The 21,426-nt window shown below is 45.3% G+C and carries 18 protein-coding genes and 1 tRNA gene; 7 read left to right on the top strand and 12 right to left on the bottom strand.

Annotated features, from left to right (window positions below):
* Window positions 1–10 precede the first annotated feature (10 nt).
* The 3 genes from DLM76_RS15855 to DLM76_RS15845 are packed head-to-tail and all read right to left on the bottom strand — an operon-like array spanning window position 11 to window position 3,458.
* Complete coding sequence (locus tag DLM76_RS15855) at window positions 11–340, bottom strand: STAS domain-containing protein (protein WP_118956585.1); 330 nt, start codon at window positions 338–340, stop codon at window positions 11–13.
* A complete protein-coding gene (locus DLM76_RS15850) occupies window positions 324–3,140 on the bottom strand; it encodes a SpoIIE family protein phosphatase (protein WP_118965788.1) in 2,817 nt (938 codons plus the stop codon). Before DLM76_RS15850 ends, DLM76_RS15855 begins: the two co-directional genes overlap by 17 nt.
* Window positions 3,141–3,149: 9 nt before the next feature.
* A complete protein-coding gene (locus tag DLM76_RS15845; RefSeq protein WP_010574813.1) occupies window positions 3,150–3,458 on the bottom strand; it encodes a hypothetical protein in 309 nt (102 codons plus the stop codon).
* A 60-nt stretch (window positions 3,459–3,518) separates the two neighbouring features.
* On the opposite strand from DLM76_RS15845, the gene DLM76_RS15840 reads away from it, so the two are divergent.
* From DLM76_RS15840 to DLM76_RS15820, 5 genes are all read left to right on the top strand, one after another.
* Window positions 3,519–3,591, top strand: a tRNA-Ala gene (locus DLM76_RS15840).
* 241 nt (window positions 3,592–3,832) lie between these two features.
* Window positions 3,833–4,540 carry a hypothetical protein gene (locus DLM76_RS15835; RefSeq protein WP_118965787.1) on the top strand — a complete coding sequence of 236 codons (708 nt, stop codon included), beginning with the start codon at window positions 3,833–3,835 and terminating at the stop codon, window positions 4,538–4,540.
* Between the two features lie 2 nt (window positions 4,541–4,542).
* On the top strand, window positions 4,543–5,079 hold the full coding sequence (gene def / locus DLM76_RS15830; RefSeq protein ID WP_118956588.1) for a peptide deformylase: 537 nt from the start codon (window positions 4,543–4,545) through the stop codon (window positions 5,077–5,079).
* Window positions 5,080–5,092: 13 nt separating this feature from the next.
* Entirely contained in the window at window positions 5,093–8,335 is a 3,243-nt protein-coding gene (locus DLM76_RS15825) for an efflux RND transporter permease subunit (RefSeq protein WP_118956589.1), read from the top strand.
* Between the two features lie 219 nt (window positions 8,336–8,554).
* The gene (locus tag DLM76_RS15820) at window positions 8,555–9,040 is read left to right on the top strand and encodes a hypothetical protein (protein WP_118956590.1); all 486 of its coding nucleotides are present in this window, start codon (window positions 8,555–8,557) and stop codon (window positions 9,038–9,040) included.
* A gap of 238 nt (window positions 9,041–9,278) precedes the next feature.
* On the opposite strand, the gene DLM76_RS15815 is transcribed toward DLM76_RS15820, so the two are convergent.
* Entirely contained in the window at window positions 9,279–10,475 is a 1,197-nt protein-coding gene (locus DLM76_RS15815) for a polysaccharide deacetylase family protein (RefSeq protein WP_118965786.1), read from the bottom strand.
* Window positions 10,476–10,520: 45 nt separating this feature from the next.
* Complete coding sequence (tyrS, locus tag DLM76_RS15810) at window positions 10,521–11,738, bottom strand: tyrosine--tRNA ligase (RefSeq protein ID WP_118956592.1); 1,218 nt, start codon at window positions 11,736–11,738, stop codon at window positions 10,521–10,523.
* Between the two features lie 33 nt (window positions 11,739–11,771).
* Between tyrS and DLM76_RS15805 the strand changes: the two genes are divergently transcribed.
* A complete protein-coding gene (locus DLM76_RS15805; RefSeq protein ID WP_118965785.1) occupies window positions 11,772–13,424 on the top strand; it encodes a glycerol-3-phosphate dehydrogenase/oxidase in 1,653 nt (550 codons plus the stop codon).
* 270 nt (window positions 13,425–13,694) lie between these two features.
* Here the strand turns inward: DLM76_RS15805 and rpoD are convergent, their stop codons facing one another.
* The 6 genes from rpoD to DLM76_RS15775 form a co-directional block, all read right to left on the bottom strand.
* Window positions 13,695–15,452, bottom strand: coding sequence for an RNA polymerase sigma factor RpoD (gene rpoD, locus DLM76_RS15800; protein ID WP_100763847.1), 1,758 nt, complete (start codon window positions 15,450–15,452; stop codon window positions 13,695–13,697).
* 18 nt (window positions 15,453–15,470) lie between these two features.
* Window positions 15,471–17,267, bottom strand: coding sequence for a DNA primase (gene dnaG, locus DLM76_RS15795; protein ID WP_118965784.1), 1,797 nt, complete (start codon window positions 17,265–17,267; stop codon window positions 15,471–15,473).
* Between the two features lie 19 nt (window positions 17,268–17,286).
* A complete protein-coding gene (locus DLM76_RS15790; protein WP_118956595.1) occupies window positions 17,287–17,733 on the bottom strand; it encodes a GatB/YqeY domain-containing protein in 447 nt (148 codons plus the stop codon).
* Between the two features lie 59 nt (window positions 17,734–17,792).
* On the bottom strand, window positions 17,793–18,002 hold the full coding sequence (rpsU, locus tag DLM76_RS15785; protein WP_000232823.1) for a 30S ribosomal protein S21: 210 nt from the start codon (window positions 18,000–18,002) through the stop codon (window positions 17,793–17,795).
* 219 nt (window positions 18,003–18,221) lie between these two features.
* Entirely contained in the window at window positions 18,222–18,434 is a 213-nt protein-coding gene (locus tag DLM76_RS15780) for a hypothetical protein (RefSeq protein ID WP_118965783.1), read from the bottom strand.
* A 118-nt stretch (window positions 18,435–18,552) separates the two neighbouring features.
* Window positions 18,553–18,996 carry a hypothetical protein gene (locus DLM76_RS15775; RefSeq protein WP_118956596.1) on the bottom strand — a complete coding sequence of 148 codons (444 nt, stop codon included), beginning with the start codon at window positions 18,994–18,996 and terminating at the stop codon, window positions 18,553–18,555.
* 177 nt (window positions 18,997–19,173) lie between these two features.
* Between DLM76_RS15775 and fbp the strand changes: the two genes are divergently transcribed.
* Window positions 19,174–20,202: a class 1 fructose-bisphosphatase gene (gene fbp, locus DLM76_RS15770; RefSeq protein ID WP_118956597.1), complete on the top strand. Its 1,029-nt coding sequence runs from the start codon at window positions 19,174–19,176 to the stop codon at window positions 20,200–20,202.
* Between the two features lie 69 nt (window positions 20,203–20,271).
* On the opposite strand, the gene lvrB is transcribed toward fbp, so the two are convergent.
* Window positions 20,272–21,423 (bottom strand): hybrid histidine kinase/response regulator LvrB, encoded by a 1,152-nt coding sequence (gene lvrB, locus DLM76_RS15765; protein ID WP_118965782.1) that lies wholly within the window; start codon window positions 21,421–21,423, stop codon window positions 20,272–20,274.
* Between the last annotated feature and the right edge of the window lie 3 nt (window positions 21,424–21,426).

Genomic DNA, 21,426 nt, shown 5'->3' with positions numbered 1-21,426 from the left:
AAGCGGAAAACTATTTTATGGCGGATTCTAGAGTTTCAAAGATGCTGAACATGGAATTCATATCGATGATTTCGAATACTTTTTTTACGGCGGGTTTGATTCCCGCGAGACGAAGTTCCACGTCTCGTTCCTTGCAGATTCGAAGAGCAGCTACGATGATTCTAAGTCCAGCGGAAGAAATGAATTCGACGGAAGAAAGATCCAAAACCAGTACGGGAGAATTTCCGGTCTTGATCTGATCCATAAAAACGGATTCGATTCTATGTGTGTTGTGAACGTCGAGGTTTCCGATCAAGTGGATGATTTTGGAGCGATTCTTAATTTCAGATGTGATTTCCATTCGAAGCCTTGTGTTGAAAATTCTTCTTGAGAACTAAAACGTTCTTCCCGCCTTCGCTGGAATAATCGACTGAATCCATCAGCTTTTCGATCAGATAGACTCCGAATCCACCCTTTCGTTTGCCGCTTAGATTGTCCTCGATGGAAGGTTCTTGAACTTCCTTTCTCTGAAAGACTTTCCCGGAATCAATTAATACAATGGTGATCCAGTCCCCTGTAAAGCGTATTTTACATTCGAACTTTGGATTTTTCAGTTCCGTATTTTCGTAACCGTGCATTACGATATTCGTACCCGCTTCGTCGCACGCCAAAAGAATATCGTCTCTCAGAGATTCTTCCAAGTTTCTTACTTTGATCGTTTCGTAGACGAATTCCCGGAACAACGGAATCGAAGAAGTGTTCGCTTCGAAAACTCGGGAGAACTGATAGTCGTCGTTGAACTTCAGGATCATCACGGTAAAGTCGTCGAAGAGTTCGGGCGTTCCCGAAAATTCTCTGACCAAGCCGAAAAGTTCGTCGATGATCTGATTCGAGGGAAGATGTTTTCTCGCGATGATTTCGCGGATCATCCGTTCCAAACCGAATTCTTCGTCGTTCGCGTTTTTCTCTTCGATCGCTCCGTCCGTATAAAGAATGACCATGTCTCCCGGTTCCACGATCAGACTTCCCCCCTTGTAACTCGCGGAAGGAATCACTCCCAAAGGCGGACCGGAACCTTTGATGAGTTCCCAGGTTCCGTCTTTGCGGATCAACACCTGATCGTTGTGACCGGCGGACGCATAATCCAAAGTGAATATAGCGGGATTGTAATGGATGAAGAAGGTCGTTACGAACATTCCGTTGTGTGAATCTTCGTAGATGAGAGCGTTCCCTTGTCCCAGAATATCCTCCGGATCCAAATCGTGGTTTCTCGCGAGCGTTCGGATGATGGAGGAACTCATCGCCATAAAGATCGCCGCAGGCAAACTCTTACCCGAAACGTCCGAAACCAAAAAGGAATACTGTCCGTCCTGATATTGGTAGTAATCGTAAAAGTCTCCGGAGACTTCCTTTGCAGGAACGGACCTCACCCCTAAGTCGAAGTTGGAACGAAACGCTTTCGATTCGGGAAGAATGTTCTTTTGGATTTCCCGAGTGATCTCGATCTCCCGTTCGAGGGAGCGCTGCATCGCCTTTCTAGAGATCATTTCGTTTTGCAGTTTGAGGGTTTCATGTCCTCTCGCGATCAAAGACGCAAAGGTCTGTAACAATCTCAGATGGGAATAGTTGTACGAAAGTTTGTCGATCCGATCCGAAACCGTGATCGCTCCGAACGCGCTTCTTCCCTGATGGGTTAAGGGGAGAATGATATAGGATCCCTTGAGGTATTCCAGATCGAGTTCGTGAGTAAATGCAAAATTTTGAATGTCTTCTTTGACGGTCGTTTTTTCCTCTTCGATGGAACGATGGATGAAACTTCCCTGATAGTCCGTCGTTCTGAAAATCTCCACGGTCTTTTCCGACGTGTAAGAAATCGAAGTGAGAATTCCCATCTTGCGGTTGATGAGAAAAATTCCCGTTTTACTCGCGTCCATCTCGCTGTGAATCACGGGGATGGATTGTTTCATAAGATCTGCTTGATTCTTAGCCGAAGAAACCACTTGCGAAAGTTCGAATAAACTTTCCAGCTCGGAAACTTTCTTTCTCAGATCCTTGTTGGCCGCTTCCAAGTTCTGGAGAAGTCCGGTCTTTTGGATCGCAAGCGCCGACGTTCCCGAAAAGCTCAGGAAGAGTTCTAGGTCATTCTCCGTAAAAAACGTTCGATCGATCGTGTTGATCGCTTCGATGACTCCGATCACCTGACCTTCCACGAGAAGCGGAGCCGCCATGATGTTTCTCGTCACGAAGTGAGAGGCCTTGTCCACTTCCCGATACACACGAGGATCGTTCATCGCATCGTTGATGATCATCGGTTGTTTGTCTTGAACGACCATTCCCGCGACGCCCTTGCCGACGGGGACGCGCACCTTTGTGACCTCGTCCTTCTTTTCTCCCAAGACAGTATGAAAGTAGAGATATTCTTTCGTATCGTCTAGAAGAAGAACGCTGCACGCTTCGGTTCGAAACACGGACTTGGAAGAAAGCATGATCGCTTCCAAAAGCTGAGAAAGATCCAGGGACTTATTGATTAATCCCGATACGCGGATGATTTCGGTTAACAAAAAGTCGAAACGATCGGTTTGTTTTCGGATCTGCACCGATTCAAGAGCGACCCGAGACGTAGTCATCAAAGAAAGAACTACGAGAGAGGATTCTCCCGAAACGAAGGATTCCTCCAAAAGATCGGAGATGATTCTGGTCGTGGCGCGCAGATGTTCGAAGTCGGATTCTCTGAATTCTCCTCCTCCGTCGTTTAGTCTTCCGAGAAAGATCGTGCCGAAGATCTTCTTTTGATTTTCGAAGGAAGAGGGTCCGAGTTCGCCAACGTGTAACACGCAGCAGACGGTGTTCTGTTGCAAGGGAGGGATCAGCTTGCTCGGAGTTTCCCCTTTTTTCAGATTGATGTCTTGACCGGTCTTAAAACAGAATTCGGAGACGAGACTCGCCTCGTCGATCGCTTTCGGCGGGGGATTTCCTAAAATGGATTTCAGGCTTCCGTCTTCCTGACGAAAACTGAAAATACCGAATTGAGCGGAAGTAAGTTGTATGATTTCCGTGAGGAGGGATTCGAAAACGATCGTCAAACCCGGATTGTCTTCCAGGTAAAGGTTTCCATCAGAACTCTGTCTGAGGAGAGAATCCTGTTTTTTGCTCGAGATCAAAGCAGAGGTTCAGCCGGCCTGAAACTTTAAGGATTCTTCCCGAAGTTTCTTATTCGCATTTTCTAATTCTCTAATGCGAGTCAACGCTCCCATCAGTTCTTCCCGGGAAAGATTGGTGACTACGTTGGTCGCGTCGAACGCTTCTTTTGCGTCCTTCAACTCTCTTCCGGAATATTGAATGATGCCTTCATACATACGGATGATTTCGTCCGCGTTCTCCAATTCCTGCTCGTTGAGTCTTAAAACCTTCTCATATCCTTTGATAATATCGTTTTGGATTTTTAATTTTTTTTGTAAATCCTCGATCGACTCACTCATCCTTACCACTCCTGTATTTGTATTGACTTCAAAGAATTCGGTAAAAACCTGATTCCCAGCGGGGACGTAGCTCAGTTGGGAGAGCGTTTGAATGGCATTCAAAAGGTCGGGGGTTCGATTCCCCTCGTCTCCAGACCCTGCACTTTCCGCCACTTGAGTTTTTAAACTTTCAGCCCTCTGTCAAACTCTTTTACGCTCGCTTCCTTCTCCGTTTCTCCGCTTCTATAACTCCAAAGAAATCCGTTCGGAACCTGTATTGTATGATTTCTCAGGCCATTCTCAATCCGGAAAGAAGCTGCCCGTTTCTTTTTTTATCGCTATTTCCCGTAGAATGACAAAGCTCGGTAAGAAATTCAAACCCGTTGCGTGTCCGTATGCAAAGCCCGATCCAAATCCGTCGCAGGAACGAGGAGAATCTCGATCCTCTCCTTTTAATCCCTGATTTTTCCTTTCCGGGCAGAACGTTATACGCGGAGCCCTTCGAGTCTTCGTATTCCGTGCGAATCGTAGAATTGCCGACCGACAAGGTCCAAGTCGATTTTCCCGACTATCAAACGTGGATTGAAACGATTTCCCGCGAAATTGTCGCTTCCAAACGAAAGGTGAAACTCATCGGAGAAGGCCTGTTTTCCGGAATGGTTTTCGACCTTTTGCAGAGACATTCTTCCAAAATCGAAGCAGCCTCCGTTCTAAACCCTCCGTTTTTTAAACCGGATGATGGTTTTCCTTGGCTTCCGAAAAACGTGGATTGGATTCTGGAACGTTTTCCCTGGAACCCGTGGTTTTTGTTGTCGCGCGAGCTGCATTCCTTTTACGATTCGATGGAAAGAAGTTTCCATGTCGGTTTAACCGATTCCGGATTTTTACCATCGATCGTTTTTACGAAAAAATCCGAACCGATTACGAAACAGATTCGAAACTTCGGAGAAACTCTCGGTAAGTTTTCGGTCTTTCGGATCGAAGCGTCGGATTCCAAATCGGTTCAACCGATCTTGAAGGATTTGTTTATGAAAATTCTTGCGGATGTGCCGATTTCTTCTGTCCAAAAAAAGTCAAAATTTAAGATAGAACCTGGTTTTTAAGTATGTCAGTAAGAAAAATTTTAAGAATGGGAGATCCGATTCTCCGCCAAGTTTCGGAACCCGTTACAGAAGACGAGATCCAAACCAAAGAATTCAAAAAGCTTCTCCGCGATATGTTCGATACGATGCGTCACGCGGAAGGAGTCGGTCTTGCCGCGCCTCAGATCGGAATTCTCAAGCAGATCGTAGTCGTTGGCTCGGAGGATAACGAGCGTTATCCGGGAACGCCGGACGTTCCCGAACGAGTCATCTTAAATCCGACGATCACGCCTCTTACCAAGGATAGTTCCGGTTTTTGGGAAGGATGTCTTTCCGTTCCGGGAATGAGGGGTTACGTGGAAAGACCCAATAAGATCCGCATGCAGTGGATGGACGAAAAAGGAAACCGTTTCGACGAGGTCATCGACGGTTACAAAGCGGTCGTCTATCAACACGAATGCGATCATTTATTAGGAGTTCTCTACGTGGATCGATTGAAGGATACGAAACTGTTCGGCTTCAACGACACTCTCGACTCGAACGCAAACATTCTAGATTAAAAAAACAAAAACTATGAAATCACTGGTCGAATACTTTCTTTCTAAGAGTATCTTCGTAAATCTTCTCACCTTTTTGATCATTCTCATCGGAGGTTTTACCGCGGTGAAAATGAATCGGGAAGCCTTCCCGAACATCAACTTCGATATCGTAAGCGTGGTAACGGTGTTTCCCGGGGCTTCTCCCTCCGAGATCGAAAAGCTGGTTACAAAACCTCTGGAAGAAGCGATCAAGGAAGTGGATGGAATCAAAGAATTCCGTTCCGCATCGATTGAGAATCGTTCCGGGATCGTAATCACATTGGACCCGGATTCCAAGGATACGCAGAAAGTCGTCGACGACATTAAGTCCGCGATCGATCGAGTGGAAGATCTCCCGGAAGAAGCGGAAGATCCTCTCGTTACGGAAATCACAACGTCGAGACAACCCGTCATCGAAATCGACATCAGCCTCGCTTCCAACGATATGAGTTTGGAAGCCGAAAAACGTCTCAAGGCCCAGGCGAAGATCGTGGAACAGGCTCTGGAGGATATTCCAGGAGTCGCTCGAATTTCCAAACGGGGCTGGAGAGAAACCGAGATGCAGGTGGATATCAATCCAGCTGCGATGTTTTCGCATTATCTCACGAGTCAGGACGTCATCTTTGCATTAAAAAATCGTAATATTAACTTTCCCGGCGGAAACATCGCGGGAAATCAAAAAGAAGTCATATTAAGAACCATCGGAGAATTCGATTCTCCCCGGGAAATCGGAGGGGTTCATATTCGTTCGAACGAGATCGGAAATTCGATCCGAATCGACAACGTGGCGACCGTGACCGAAGGTTTAAAGGAAGCGGAATATCTCGATAAGGTCAACGGAAGAAAAACGATCGCGTTGACCGTCATCAAACGGGAAAAAGCGGACGCGATTCTCGTCGTGGACGAAGCCAAAAAGGTAATCGACGAATTTAAAAAGAATTCTCAGGGAGAATTCGAATATGCGTTCGTAAACGACCTTTCCAAATACATTCGAAGAAGGCTCGGCGTTCTTTTGTCCAACGCGGTGGGCGGTTTGATTTTAGTGACTGCTTCCCTGTTTTTATTCTTAGGTTGGAGAGTCGCATTGATGACTGCGCTGGGAATTCCGGTTTCCTTCGGTGCGACCTTCGTCATCATGAATTATCTCGGATTGACCTTGAACCTGATCTCGATGTTCGGTTTGATCATCGTCGTGGGGATCTTGGTCGACGACGCGATCATTATCTGTGAGAACGTATATCGTTACATGGAAGAAGGAATGCCCGCCTACGAGGCCGCCTTGAAAGGAACCTCGGAAGTCATCGATCCCGTAACGGCTACCGTGACGACGACCGTTGCCGCTTTCGCGCCGATGCTATTTATGACCGGGATCTTCGGAAAGTTCATCTACAGCATTCCGTTGGTCGTCATCATCGCGTTACTCGCCTCTTTATCGGAAGCGTTCTTCATTCTCCCTTCCCACTTATACGATATCAACAAACATAAGTTTCATTCGGGGGAAATCAAAGAGGAAAGCGGATGGTTCTACAAACTCAAGGTGAACTATTATCTTCCTTTGTTGAAGTTCGCGCTGCGGCACAGACTTCAGATTTTTATCTATCTCTTCGCAATGTTGATCGGAAGTTTTGCTTTGTTTGCGGTCGCGGGAAGATTCAAACTCTTTCCGGGTTCCGTGGATGTCTTTCAGATCAAATTGACCGGACAAACCGGAATGTCTCTGCAGGAAACGGAACGATTTACGCACGTTCTCGAAAACGAACTCGCAAAAGTTTCGAAAGAAGAAGTGGAGAATTACGTGACTCGGGTCGGAATCATTCAAAAAGATCCGAACGATCCGTTTACCAAACGCGGAAAACATTACGCTCAGGTTCTCGTTTATTTAACGCCGGAAGAAAATAGAAAGAGGGCCACCGACGAAATCATATCCGAAGTTCGAGAAAAGACGATCTGGCTTTTGAACGAAAAGTCCGTAAAGATTCTCGAAGAAACCCGCAAAAAGGAAGCGGAAAAGAAAAAGGAAGAATACAAACCCTTCAATTTGTCCGCTTTCCCAGCGGAATTCTCGCGGTTTAAAGGACAACTGCTCGCTCTGGATTTTGAAAAGATTTCCGGCGGACCTCCCGTTGGAAAACCGGTCGCGATCGAGATTCGCGGAGACGAGTATGATACTTTGATCCGGATCGGTGAAGAATATAAGTCCGTGATGGCAAAGGTTCCCGGTGTTACCGATATCGGAGACGACTTTAACGAAGGAAAGGACGAGATTCGAATTAAGGTCAGTGAATCCCTTGCGTCGACCGCAGGAGTTTCCGTTTTCAAAGTCGCACAGGCGATCAACACAGCGTTTCAAGGAACCGTCGCAACCAAGATCAAACGTTCGGACGAGGAAGTAGAAGTAAAGGTTCGTTTTCCAGAAGACGTAAGAAAGTCCATCGGATCGTTGAACAATATCTTTGTAGCCAACCAACTCGGGAAACTGATTCCCGTGTCGAGATTGATAACCTACGTTCGCGAACCCGGATTTGCGAACATCAATCACTTGGATGGAAAACGACTTCTTACCGTGACCGCGAACTTGGATGAAACCAAAACAGACACGAGAAGAGCCAACGCGGAAATTGCGAAACTTTCCAAGGGAATTATGGATAAATATCCGGGTTATCGGATGCGTTTCGGCGGAGAAAATAAAGACACGGAAGAATCCCTTGCGAGTTTGGGAAGGGCCTTTCTCGTGGCGTTCATCATCATCTTTATGATTCTCGCTTCCCTCTTCCGCTCTTTGATCCAGCCCGTCATTGTGGTAAGTTCGATTCCATTCTCATTGATCGGTGTGATTCTCGCTTTCGTTTTACATGGAGAATACTTCGGTTTTCTTGCATTCTTAGGAATCGTAGGTCTTGCGGGAGTCGTGGTGAACGATTCCATCGTTCTCGTGGACTTTGCGAACCAACTCAAACTCGAAAAACCGAACGAAGACATCGATTCGATTTTGATCGAAACAGGACTATTACGACTCAGACCGGTCGTACTGACGACGGTTACGACGGTGTTGGGTCTTTTGCCGACCGCGTATGGAATCGGCGGACGAGATCCTTTCTTGGTTCCTATGGCGCTTGCGTTCGGTTGGGGACTTGCGTTTTCATCGTTTCTCACGTTAGTCGCCGTTCCCGTTTTATACAAGACGGTGCATAACGTTCAGGCGAGATTCCAACGTTTGTTGTGGAGTAGAACTAAGTAAGAATCCTCTTGCAATTTAGAAAAGAGATTTGGGGACCAAATGGTTGCTGATTCTCTTTTCTAAATTTGTCGAAATTTTCATTCTTCATTCATTTGATTTTATTTCTTCTTTTCATTTCTTTGTTCTCCGTGTTCCAAAATGTCTCTTTCTAATTCTTTTTCTTGACTCTTATCACTTTGTTTTCTCCTTAGTAATTGATTTTTATTTTAGGAGTTTCACTTGAAAAGAATTGTATTCTTATTCACTTCGTTGGTGTTGTTTGCAAACTGTGTAACGGCAACTAAGATCGACGAAAATCTTTATAACCAAAACTTAACGAAGTCTTTCCCTTATTCAAAAGAGAAAACTTTCAAAGCAACCCTTGCCGCTTTGAATGAGTTGAAGATTCCTGTTGAAAAGGTGGAAAAGGATAAGGGAATCATCGTTACCGAAAAAGTTCCTTTCTTCAATATGACCTTAATCAGTGGAACTCAGTATGGAAACCAGTATAGCAGCAATTTATCCGCCACTGGCCATGACATTCAAGCCTCGCATAAATATTACTTTCAGATTACGGGTGATAAGACGAATACGACCGTAAAAACAATAAAATACAGACTCTGGCAGAATCAGGTAGAGCAAACGGAACTGAACGCTCAGTGGTGTAAGGAAAACGTTTGGGATCCTTTCTTTAAAGAGATTCAAGTGAAGTTGGACGGATTCTGATTGATCCGAGGTTATTGTAAGAGTTCCCACAAAGACATACCAGTTGGTCAAAAGCTAAAGTGGAGTCTTTGACTTCGTCGTAAGTCCCCACAATATATTCGAAAAGGCCCCCGCCCTCATTGGGTGGTGGAGGTGGGCTTTGCGGGAAGAATTTGAGATTTTTTCTTTAACAGAAAACCTAGATCTTGTCAGCTTATCTTTTCGATCCTTGTCGGAACTCTAACAAAATTTTGATCGATTAATCCTGCTGCGTGTTGATGATCTCCGGGATGGTCACAAAGCTGTAGCCTTTAGAAAGCATTTCCTGAATAAAATCAGGAAGAATGTAGATCAGCTTTTCCGATTGTCTCGGAGATCCCAAATGCATCAAAATAATCGCCCCGTTCATCCCGTTTTTGTCCGCCTCTTCCCAACGATACAAAAAGTCCAAAGCTTCCGCTCTGGTTTTGTAGTTCGGATTCGGCATAATTCTCGTTTTTCCGGTCTGGGGATCTTTCTTATAAATGAATTTCTTATACACGAAATCCGGAATATCCAGGGAGCCCACCGAGTTGTTGCTCCAAAAGATATGGTGGGAATATCCCAATTTTCCGAAGGTCCGAATCACCAGAGGATCGAAACCGCCATACGGCAATCTATAATATTTCGTAAGTTGTTTTCCGGTTACGGATTCGAACTTCTCCTCTACCATTCTCATTTCCTGCTGCAGAAAATTCGTGTCCGGGATTTCGTCCGAAACGTAACTCAAGAGCGCTCGTTTTCGTAAAGAAGGTTCATATAAACTTCTGGGAATATTATAATGACTCCAGGTATGATTTCCGAACACGACCCGATTTCCGAGTTCCGAAAGTTTCTTGAGATAATAGAGATTCGTATTGCTGAAAAAAGAACCGTTTTTTAACGCCGGGTTCTCGTTGGAAACGAAGAGAGTGATCTTGATCGGAAAACGGGAAAGATATTCGTAGATGAGTTTGAGATCTTCTCCGGTTCCTAAATCGAATGTAAGTGCGATTTCCTTAAACCGAGTGTCTCCCCGGTTGATATTTTTACCGATATCCGAACCGGGAAGCGCTTCGAGCGAAGCCTTGTTCTCGGAAACTTGATCAGATAAATCTCCGTCCGGAACCGCGTCGTAGAGATCGGATTTGAATTTGAGCAATTCTTCCTCTTGCTGTTGTTCTTCGAGCCGGAGAGAAGTCAGGGTTTCTTCGAGATTCGTGATATGAACCGTTTGTTTTTCAACGGTCGCTTCCAATCGGAAGATTCGATGCGTTAGGGTAAGAATCGAGACTGCACCGAGGAACGTAAAAAATCCCAAGGAGAAAAGAATCCGCAACGTACGAAATTTTCGTTCGATGACTTCGGATTCGATTCCGCTTTTTTTGATCTCGGAAATCGTCCGTGAAAGTTCTGAAGATTCTTCCTCGCTTAACATAAAGGTTCGATTGAAATCGGGAAATTCGAATCCTTCAAATCATTTTTACGAAAGAATTTTTAAAAATTTGCCCTTTTTCCCCTGTCTAACCAGGTATTCCTTTCCTTTCTGGATGGAAATTTTTTCGTCCGTGATTTTATCTTCCGCGAGATACAATCCGCCGGCCTTGATGAGTCTTCTTCCTTCCGAAACGGATGGAACGAAGGCAAGTTTGCTCAACACCCAAACGAGCAAGGGCTCGGGGGTTTCCGCAAAGAATTCTTCGCCTAACGTTACTTCTTTGATGTCATCCGGGACCGCTCTGGATTTAGGATTGTGAATCTTCTTCCATTCTTCGATTGCCGCTTCGTTTTCCGAAGGAGAAGAGAACTGATCCATGATGAGTTTTGCAAGTTCGGTCTTCACTTCTTTCGGATGAAGTTCCTTCTTTGCCATTCCGTTTTTGCGGGATGAAATTTCGGACATCGGGAGATCGGTCAAAAGTTCGAAGTAGTTCCACATAAGATCGTCGCTGATCGACATGAGTTTTCCGAACATATCGATCGGAGCTTCCGTAATTCCCACGTAGTTTCCGAGCGACTTGGACATCTTTTTATTTCCGTCCAATCCCACAAGTAACGGAAGTGTCAGAACGCACTGCGCTTCTTTTCCGTATTCTCTTTGTAAATCGCGTCCGACAAGAAGATTGAACTTTTGATCGGTTCCGCCGAGTTCCACATCGCATTCCATAGCGACGGAATCGTATCCTTGCACCAAAGGATACAAAAACTCGATCATCGAGATCGGTTGGCCTGCCTTATAACGTTTGCTGAAGTCGTCCCGTTCCAACATTCTTGCGACGTTGTATTTGGAACTCAGGACCAACACGTCCTCGAAATTCATCCCGGAACACCAACTGGAATTATATACGATCTTCGTTTTAACGGGATCCAGGACCTTGAAAACCTGACTTTGATACGTTTTGGAGTTCTCCAAAACCTCTTCCCGGGAAAGCCTTTTTCGGGTTTCTGACTTTCCGGTCGGATCTCCGATCATCGCGGTGAAATCTCCGAGAAGAAATGAAACCTCGTGACCCAAATCTTGGAAATGTTTTAATTTTTTGAGCTGAACAAAGTGACCGAGGTGAAGATCGGGCGCAGTCGGATCAAAGCCTGCCTTGATTTTCAGCGTTTTCTTTTTTTGAAGTTTGGATTTTAATTCTTCTTCGCTGATCAGATCAACGCAGCCGCGACGGATGATTTCGATTTGTTTTTGAATGTCCATGAAAGAAAAATCCGGATTGGATTGTGAAACTTAATGCAAATTTGTAGGGGGAAAGAAACCTGTAAAGCAGGAAGAATTCTCAAAATGGAAAAACAGAACCGAACTCAACAAATTTCGAAACTGCAAAAGGAATCCTTTGACATACTCGTAATCGGAGGCGGATCGACCGGAACCGGTGCGGCCCTCGACGCGGCCAAACGAGGTTATAAAACCGCATTGATCGAAAAGAAGGATTTTTCTTCCGGAACCTCTTCCCGTTCCACCAAACTCATTCACGGCGGGGTTCGTTATCTCGCTCAGTTTCATTTTAAACTCATTCATGAAGCGTTGACGGAAAGACAAAGACTTCTGGAGAATGCTCCGCATCTAGTAAAACCGCTGAAGTTCGTTCTTCCCGCATATCGCTTTTACGAGCGTCCGTATTACGGAATCGGTCTGACCTTATACGATATTCTTGCGTCCCGAGGCAAACTTCCTTCTCACAAAACTGTATCCAAATCGGAAGCGATCTCCGAATTCGGTGCGATCAAACGAGACGGACTTTTCGGCGGAATTACCTATTACGACGCTCAGTTCAACGACGCTCGTTTGAACGTGCTTCTTGCCAGATCCGCTGAAAAAGAAGGAGCCGTGGTCGCAAACCGTGTCGAGCTCGTTTCTTTCATTAAGGAGAATGGTAAACTTACCGGGGCGAATCTCAAGGATTTGGAAACCGGGAAAACCTTTCCTGTTCATGCGAAGGTGATCGCGAACACGACCGGAGTCTGGGTGGATCACGTCCGTAAACTAGACGATCCGAGAACGTTCAATGTTCTTTCTCCGAGCCAAGGAATTCACCTCGTCTTCTCCAAAGAAAAGATCCCTTGCGAATCCGCGATGATCATTCCGAAAACCAAAGACGGAAGAGTCGTATTTATCATCCCTTGGGAAGATCACGTTATATTAGGAACGACCGATACTCCGGTTGAAAATCCGGGAGACGAACCTCTTCCGATCGGCAACGAGGTCTCCTTTTTACTCGAAACCGGGAACGAATATCTGGAGAATCCCGTTTCTGAGAAAGACATCTTATCCGTCTTCGTGGGAATTCGTCCTTTGATTTCTCCCGAAGGAAACCAAGATACGAAAAATATATCCAGGGAAGAAGTGATCCTCGTTTCGAATTCGGGACTTGTTACGATGGGCGGCGGGAAATGGTCCACCTATAGAAAGATGGCGGAAGATCTCGTGGATAAGTTGATCCAAGTCGGAAATCTCGAAGAAGGTGAAGAATGTTCTACGAAGTTTTATTCCTATCCGGGAGCCGCCGGTTATTCGGAAACTCTCTACCAAGAGATTGAAACTACCTATAAAGTTGATACCACATTCGCCAAACGTCTCCAGAATTACTACGGAACCGAAGTTTTCGAGATTTTGGGTAAAAAGCCGAAACTTTTAGGAAAAGGAATTCCGTATTTCGAAGAAGAGGTTTTGTTCGCCGTGAAAGAAGAGTTCGCGTTAGGCGTCACGGACGTTCTTGCAAGAAGACTTAGAATTCTTTTCGTAGATCTGGAAATGGCGCGTAAAATGGTGGTTCCGGTTTCCGCGATTTTGTCAAAGCTGCTTAAGTGGAAGGACAAAACGAAAAAGGCGGAGGAAACCGCTGCGATCGAGCTGATTGAAAGTTTAAGAAAGTCGTATCGTTGAACTTAGGAAGGTTTGTCGGAAGAACAGCGCTCTTCCGACAAACTCAAATGGCCCCACCCTGTGTCGCGATCCATAGAGAGTGACACACTGGGTTATACGATGGATGTGAGCATTCACTATTTGCGATGTTCTACCGAGAAAACAACGGTAAAGCATTACCTTTCGAATGTATCCGATATCTTTGCTTTGCAAAGAGCCAACGCTTTCCCCGCTCTGCGGGCTTTTGGCTATATAGCTCTCTATGGATCGCTCTATATGTCGGAACTTTAATCAACCGTCGATATAATCTTTCAGTTTTTTCGAACGAGACGGGTGTCTGAGTCTTCGGAGCGCCTTGGCTTCGATCTGACGAATCCTTTCTCTCGTTACCTTGAACTGATACCCGACCTCTTCCAAAGTCTGCGGATAACCATCGTCCAAACCGAAACGCATACGGATTACCTTTTGTTCCCGTGCAGGCAGAGTATGCAGCACTTGACGAATCTGTTCGGCAAGAATGCTCGAAGCCGCCGCGTTCACGGGCGTTTCCACTTCGGTGTCCGGGATAAAATCTCCGAGTTCGGAATCTTCTTCCGAGCCGACCGGGATTTCCAAAGAGATCGGTTCTCTCGCTACGTTCTTGACCATCTTGACCTTTTGTACAGGCCAGCCGAGTCGTTCCGCAATTTCCTCGTTGCTCGGGTCGCGACCGAATTCCTGTACGAACAATCTGGTTTCGCGGATTACCTTGTTGACCTGTTCGATCATGTGAACCGGAACGCGGATCGTTCTCGCTTGATCGGAGATCGCGCGTGTGATCGCCTGACGAATCCACCAAGTCGCGTATGTGGAGAATTTATAACCTTTCTTATATTCGAACTTATCGACCGCTTTGATGAGACCGATGTTTCCTTCTTGGATCAAATCGAAAAAGTGCATTCCCCGATTCGCATAACGTTTCGCGATCGAAACCACGAGACGAAGGTTTGCCTTAACCAGTTCTTTCTTGGCTTGAGAGATTTCTCTCTCCCCTTTGATGATCTTTTCGCCCCAATCCTTGATCTCTTGAACGGTTGAACCGGCTTCCTGTTCCATGCGACGGAGTTTTCTTTCGTTGTTGCGGATGTCCTTGATGACTTCGCGCACTTCGTCGATGTTCACGCCCATCTTGACTTCGATGTCGTCTAACTTCTCGTTCTTTTCGATAAAGCGGTTGAACGCCTTGATATCGCGGACGTCTTGACCGTATTGCGCCTTGATCTTTAGGAAGTGACGATCGATTTCCTTGATCCGAAAGACCATGGACTTGATCTTTTGGGAAATTTTTTGAATCTCTTTTTGAGAAACCCCGAGTTCGCGGATCGCATTGTGAATGATTTCTGTGGAAGCGTCGATCTTCTCTTTGAATTCCTTAAACTTTTTGGAAGTTTCGGAATACTTTCTGATTTTGGAAACCGCTTCCTGAAGAACCTTTTCCTGTTCCTGGATCACGAGAATATTCTTAAAGAATAATTCTTCGAGTTTATGCGCCTCTTCCGCGTTGAGGGCATACATCTTATCCACGCGGATGAGATCGTAGACTTTGATCTTTTTGCTTCTGATCTTCGGTAAAAGTTTAATGTAGTTCGCTCTGAGAATGGAAGAACTCAGGATCGTCTCTTCGATGATCTTTTCCCCCTTCTCGATTCTTTTCGCGAGGAAGACTTCCGTTTCTCCGGAAATCAAACTTACCTTTCCGATTTCTCTTAAATAAAGTTTGATCGGGTCTTCCGAACCGCTTGCGGAAGAAGAGGATTCTTTTTTCTTACGAGCCGGTTTGGAATCGTCTTTAGGAACGAGAGTGGAAGCCGGTTCCAGAGTGTTTCTGGTATATTCTTCCACGATCTCGATTCCCATCTCGTGCAGGAGGGTGAAAAAATCGTCTATCTTTTCCGAGTTCAGAATCTTGTCGGGAAGGATCTCGTTGATATCATCGTAGGATACTTCTCCGTTTGCCTTGCCCAGAGATATGATCTTCTGAACCTCAGGCATGCTTTGTAGATTTTCCATCATTCCATTCCCTCTAAATTATGTGGTAGCCGATTGACTCCGGATATGTTCCAGAATCTTTTCTTTTTCCTTACGGTAAAAACTGAGTTCCGTAAAGATCTCGGGCGTAAAAAAACGTTCTCTTCTTTGATCGAGTTCCCGAATTCTTTCCTCGATTCGAAACTTCTTCTGCTGCAGAAGAAGAATTCTAAAAACCTTATGAAGTTCCCCCGGCTCGACTTTTTCGGAATCTTCTTCCATCAAGTAAGGAGCCAGAGCGCGCTTCAAATCCTCGGGAAGCTCCGAGGATAAAATCTGCACGGGAGAAATTTCCCCTTCTCCCGTATAAATCGTGTATAAATAATCCCAAAGAAAGGAACTCGCCGTATCCATGAATTCCATCGAAGAAATCTCTTCCGAATAGGAAAAAAGCCCCGTATGTTTGACCAGCATCGAGATGATTTTTCTCTCACAGTCGAGCGCGGGACCTGCGATCTCTTGAACTTCCTTTAAGTTAGATCTAGTATCGGCATTTGCAGGTCCATTCTTTGGCGTTCCGCCTTTAAAATCCCGAAGAACGGCGTCCATGCTGATCCCGAGCTTGTTTGCGCCCAGTCCCAAAAAGAACTGCTTGTCGGTTTCCCGATTCAAATTCTGAATAAAAGAATACAAGTTTTGCAGAGCCTTTCGTTTCTTTTCGGGAAGCGCGCGAGAGTCCGCGTTTTCCAAAAGCTCTTCCACTACGAACTCTGAACCCTGAATTTGTTCCGACAAAAGTTCGCCCAGTTCCGGTCTGCTCATGGATTTTGCAAGATCAAAAGGATCTTTTCCCTCCGGAAGAAGGACGATCGAACATTCCATTCCTTCTTTTAGACAGATTTCGGCCGCACGCAAAGCGCCCTTCTTTCCTGCGATATCCCCGTCCAAAACGAAGGTCACCTTTTCGGCGAATTTCTTCATCGTTCGAATGTGATTCTCCGTGATCGCGGTTCCCATGGATGCGACCACGTTTTCATAACCTCTTCTCACGAGACCGATCACGTCCAAATATCCTTCGACGAGCATCGCTTCTCCTGTCTTGCGTACGCCCTCTCTGGCTCTGAAAAAGTTGTAAAAGGTTCGGCTCTTATCGAAAATAACGGATGCGGGACTGTTGATGTATTTCGCTTCTTTACCCGGGCCTAAAATTCTTCCCGAGAATGCGATCGTTCTTCCGGATAAATCCAAGACTGGAAACATGATCCGATCCCGAAAGAAATCGTAAGGGCGGTTGTTTCCGGCTTCTTTTTCCCGTAAAAGTCCGAGCTGAATCGCACCCGCAATTTCGTCCTTGGTCTTTAATACTTCTTTGGCGAGAGTTTCAAATCCTTCGGGAGCATATCCCAATCCGAAAAGACGGATTTCAGAATCCTCGATTTCTCTCGATTTGAGATAATCGAGCGCATTCTTCCCGACCGGCGTATGGAGCAAATGCTGATAATATTCGGAAACTCTTTGATTGATCTTATACAAAAAGTCGGAGATTTCCGCGACCTTTGCGTTTTTCTCTTCCAGAGGAATTCCGGAATACTCGGAAAGAATTTCGAGGGAACGGGAAAAATCCACTCTCTCGTAATCCATTACAAAACGGATCAAATCTCCCGACGCCTTACATCCGAAGCAGTAGTAAAATTGTTTCTCCGCGGAAACGTTAAACGAAGGAGATTTTTCCTGATGAAACGGACAAAGTCCTAAGAAATTTTTACCGCGCTTTTTAAGCGGTACGAAGCGAGAGATGTAAGATTCGATGGGGACTTCCCGGTGAACTCGATCGATGAAATCCTTTTTGTTAGACAAAGGGGGCTCACTTTAAGACTCAGGAAAGTCTGGATTTGACAATTGCCGAAACTTTAGTACCGTCGATGCTTTTTCCTTTGAAAGCGGCCATGACTCGACCCATGACCTTTCCCATATCCTTTGCGGTCGGTTGCATTTCCGCAAAGATTTTGTCGATTGTTGCAATGATTTCCGATTCGGGAAGTTCAGGCGGAAGATATTCTTTCAGAACGGAAGCTTCGCCTTCTTCTTGCGCTAAGAGATCGTTTCTCCCTGCTTTTTGATACATCTCGATCGCATCCAAACGTTTCGCATACGCCTTCTTGATGACGGATATGACTTGATCATCCCCGAGTTCTTTCGCTCCGGTTTTGGTCAGTTCGTATTGGATGTCGGACTTTAAAAGACGAAGCGTGGAAAGATGAGGCTCTTTCTTCGCTTTCATCGCCTCTTTCAGATCTTCATTGATTTTTATCTGCAGGGACATAGTTGTTATAGATTCAAATGCGTGGAATCAAACGATTCCGGGTTGGACAAAGCCCTGACTCAAGCTTTGTCTTTTTTAGAGAAAAGGCGTTTTTTCTTTTCTGCTTTTCTTTTTGCGGATTCGATCGCTTTTTTCTTTTTGATACTCGGTTTTTCGAAGTATTCTCTGCGTTTGATTTCGCTCATAATACCTGCGTTAGCGCAGTCGCGTTTGAAACGTTTCAGAGCAGATTCGATCGACTCTCCGTCTTTTACAATGATTCCTACCATTCGATTTTTAAATCCTTCGTTTTAATAGCCGCTCCGAACAACGAAACTTCGGAGACAAAATTGCATGCAAAATGACCACAGATTTCCGTGAAGAAATAGGTAGACAAGATTTACGATACCAGAAAAAGGGGGTATTATGTCAAGGGTTTTCCGACAAAATCTCAAAAAGACGCCGTTTTTCCAAGAATTCTTTTCGCTTTGAGAAAGGTTTTCGGTCTTTTAAGCGGCAAAGAATTCCGCTTTTTGGATCTCGGAAATTTCGATTTCAGCCACGATTCCAAATTTCCCGTTTTTGATCACCACGTCGCCGTTTAATTTTCTATTTTTATCCAATTCGATCACGGTTCCGTTTTTTAAATGGAGAATGATGTCGATCCCTCTGTAGTCGATGTATCGTTCCAGGGTCTTCTTGAACTTTTCTGCTTGATCCATTCTTTCCTCCGAGGTTTGGCCTCGTGAAAATTTACGGTACAACCGTTCATTCCCTGAAGAACTTTTTCAAAAAGTTGAAGTTTGTACATCGGTTCGAAAGTTTTTCACTTAACGGACGTCATGTACTTTTTGAAGAAACGAGAAGATGTTTCCAGATCGGTTCGATCGTATCGATCGGTGCGTTCAATTCCATGAATTGAATTTCGTAATCCACGATGAGGTGATTTACCTGAAAGACGACTTCGTCGAATCGCGCCTGCACCACTTCGGTCTTACAATCCGGAGAAAGCGTAAGAATCGACCGTGGACTGAGAACATACAATTTATCGTACGGTCGGAGATGCGCTTGAATGATCGATTTGAGTTCCTTCATGATTTCGCCCGATCTTTGTTCCCCCAAAAGTTTAAAATACGAATACAGATCCTGAAATCGGAAATGTGTGATCACGATTTCGTTGCTTAAGGAATTGCGGATATCCCGCACGATCTGATCCGAAAATTCTTCGAACAAGTCGTCGGTGAGTTTGTATTTCTGCGTGATCGGTTTGATTGCGGATTCCATAAGGCTCCCTTCTCCTTACAATATCGGAACCGATTCTCCCTAAAATCGCAAGATTCTTTTGGAGCTTTAAATTTCAGACGGGATTTCGGTAAGAATCGGACTTTTGAGGAAAGCTTTTCGGCTTGAATTCGGAGGCTGTCGAAAAACTCTGTTGGAATCATTTTCCCAGAGGAATTTATGTCTGTCCATCCTACACAAACATTGAGTCTTTCCCAATATCTAATCGAGGAACAACTCAAGTTACCCCAGGCCACGGGGGATTTTACGGCTTTGATGAGCCACTTGGTTTACGCCGCAAAGATCGTTTCCCGCGAGGTTCGGAAAGCGGGTCTTTTGGAGAATATTCTCGGTTCAACCGACGTTGTAAACGTTCAAGGGGAAACCCAGATGAAACTGGACGAATACGCGGATAAGGTTTTCAATCATACCCTGACCCGTTGCGGCCACCTTTGTATTTTAGGAAGCGAAGAACACGAAGAAACCGTTCCCGTTCCGAACGGATATAAAATCGGTAAATATACGATCGCAATCGATCCTCTTGACGGTTCCTCGAATATCGACGCAAACGTTTCGATCGGAACGATCTTTTCCGTTCACTTGCGAAAAAGCCCCGGAGGAACTCCGGGAACGTTAGGCGATCTTTTACAAGCCGGCTCCGGTCAAAGAGCCGCCGGTTATGTGTTGTACGGTTCTTCTACGATGCTCGTTCTTTGCACCGGCAAAGGAGTTTCGGGTTTTACTCTCGATCCTTCCTGCGGAGAATTTATCCTTTCTCATCCGGAGATGCAGATGCCCGAAACCGGTGGAATCTATTCCATCAACGAAGGAAATTACAACTACTGGTCCGACGAAGTGAAGAATTATATCCGCGACATCAAGTCCATCGAAGGCGGTAGAAAACCCCAATCCGGACGTTATATCGGATCTCTGGTCGCGGACTTTCACAGAAACCTTTTGAAAGGAGGAATCTTCCTCTATCCGAACGATACAAAATCGACCAAGTATCCGAACGGGAAACTGAGACTTTTATACGAAGCGGCTCCGATGGCTTTCATCGCTGAACAAGCCGGAGGAATGGCAGTCACGGTTTATGGAGAAAGAATTCTGGATCTGACTCCGAAAGAATTGCACGAGCGTACGACTCTCGTGGTCGGAAGCAAAAAAGAAGTGGAACACTTCTTGAAGTTCGCGCCGAAAAAGCCTTAAACAAGCGAAACGTATATTCACGATTTCTGTTTTAGAAGTCGTGAATATGCTTGTTTAGAAACGGAAATATTACTGAGCACTCGGATGAAACAAAGGAATTCTTAGTTGAAACCGAGTGAATTTTTCGACTTCGCTTTCAAAACTCAAACTCCCTCCGTGATCCTTTGCGATTCCCAAACTTACGGATAATCCCAAACCCGTTCCTTTGTCGGCCGCCTTCGTCGTAAAGAATGTCTTAAAAACCGATCGTTGAATTTCTTTCGGAATTCCCATTCCGAAATCCTCCACCTCGAACTGCGCGTATTTCTTTTTTTCCTCTTCGACGAAAGAAGCGCGGACTCGGATCTTTTTCTCGTCGTGGTATTCGGGATATTTTTGATTCAGGCTGTCCACCGAGTTGTTGATAAGATTTACGAGAATCTGCAGGATTTGTCCTTCTCTACATTGAATCGTATTTCCGGTTTCGACGTTTTTCCAACCGATATCGATCCGATTCATCTTAAAGATCTGCTGCGTAATCGATTCCAACTTGATAAGAATCTCGCTTACATCGACCGGATGCAAAGTCCCCTTGTTGTCGTCTCTTGAAAAACGAAGTAAGTTTTTCATGATCGTAGAAATGCGAGCGCTCTCATCCCGTATTTTTGATGCGAGTTGTTTCGCTTTTTCCGGATCGATGTCCCCTCTGGCGATCATCCCCGCATATTCAGTGATCGCCAACAAAGGATTGTTGATTTCATGTGCGAGAGTTCCCGCCATCACACCCATCGCTTCCAATTTTTGACTTTGCCGAAGTTGTTCTTCGAGTTCGTATCGTTCCTTTTCGGCTTGAATTCGCAACTCGTGGTCCTCGATTTCATGCAGGGCTCTTTGAACCGCGGGAAGAAGTTTTTCGATTCTATCCTTAAGAACGTAATCGGTCGCTCCCATCGTCAAGGTTTGAATGGCGGCGTCTTCTCCGTAAGTTCCCGATACGAAAATGAACGGAGTTCCTGGACAGATTTTTTTAGCCGTCTTCAAAGCGGAGAATCCGTCGTATTTCGGCAGACTGAAATCGGATAAGATCAGATGCGGTTTTTGATCCACGATGGCCTGCGAAAAACTTTCGGAATCGCTCACATGAATCGGATAATAATCGATTTTAGCCCGGTTGAGCTGTCTCTGGATCAGCTCCAAATCGACCAATGAATCTTCTAAAAAAAGAAATTTCCATTTATTCATAAG

The sequence above is a fragment of the Leptospira yasudae genome (genome assembly GCF_003545925.1).
Classification (GTDB): Bacteria; Spirochaetota; Leptospiria; order Leptospirales; family Leptospiraceae; genus Leptospira; species Leptospira yasudae.
This window is presented reverse-complemented; position numbering and strand designations above follow the sequence as displayed.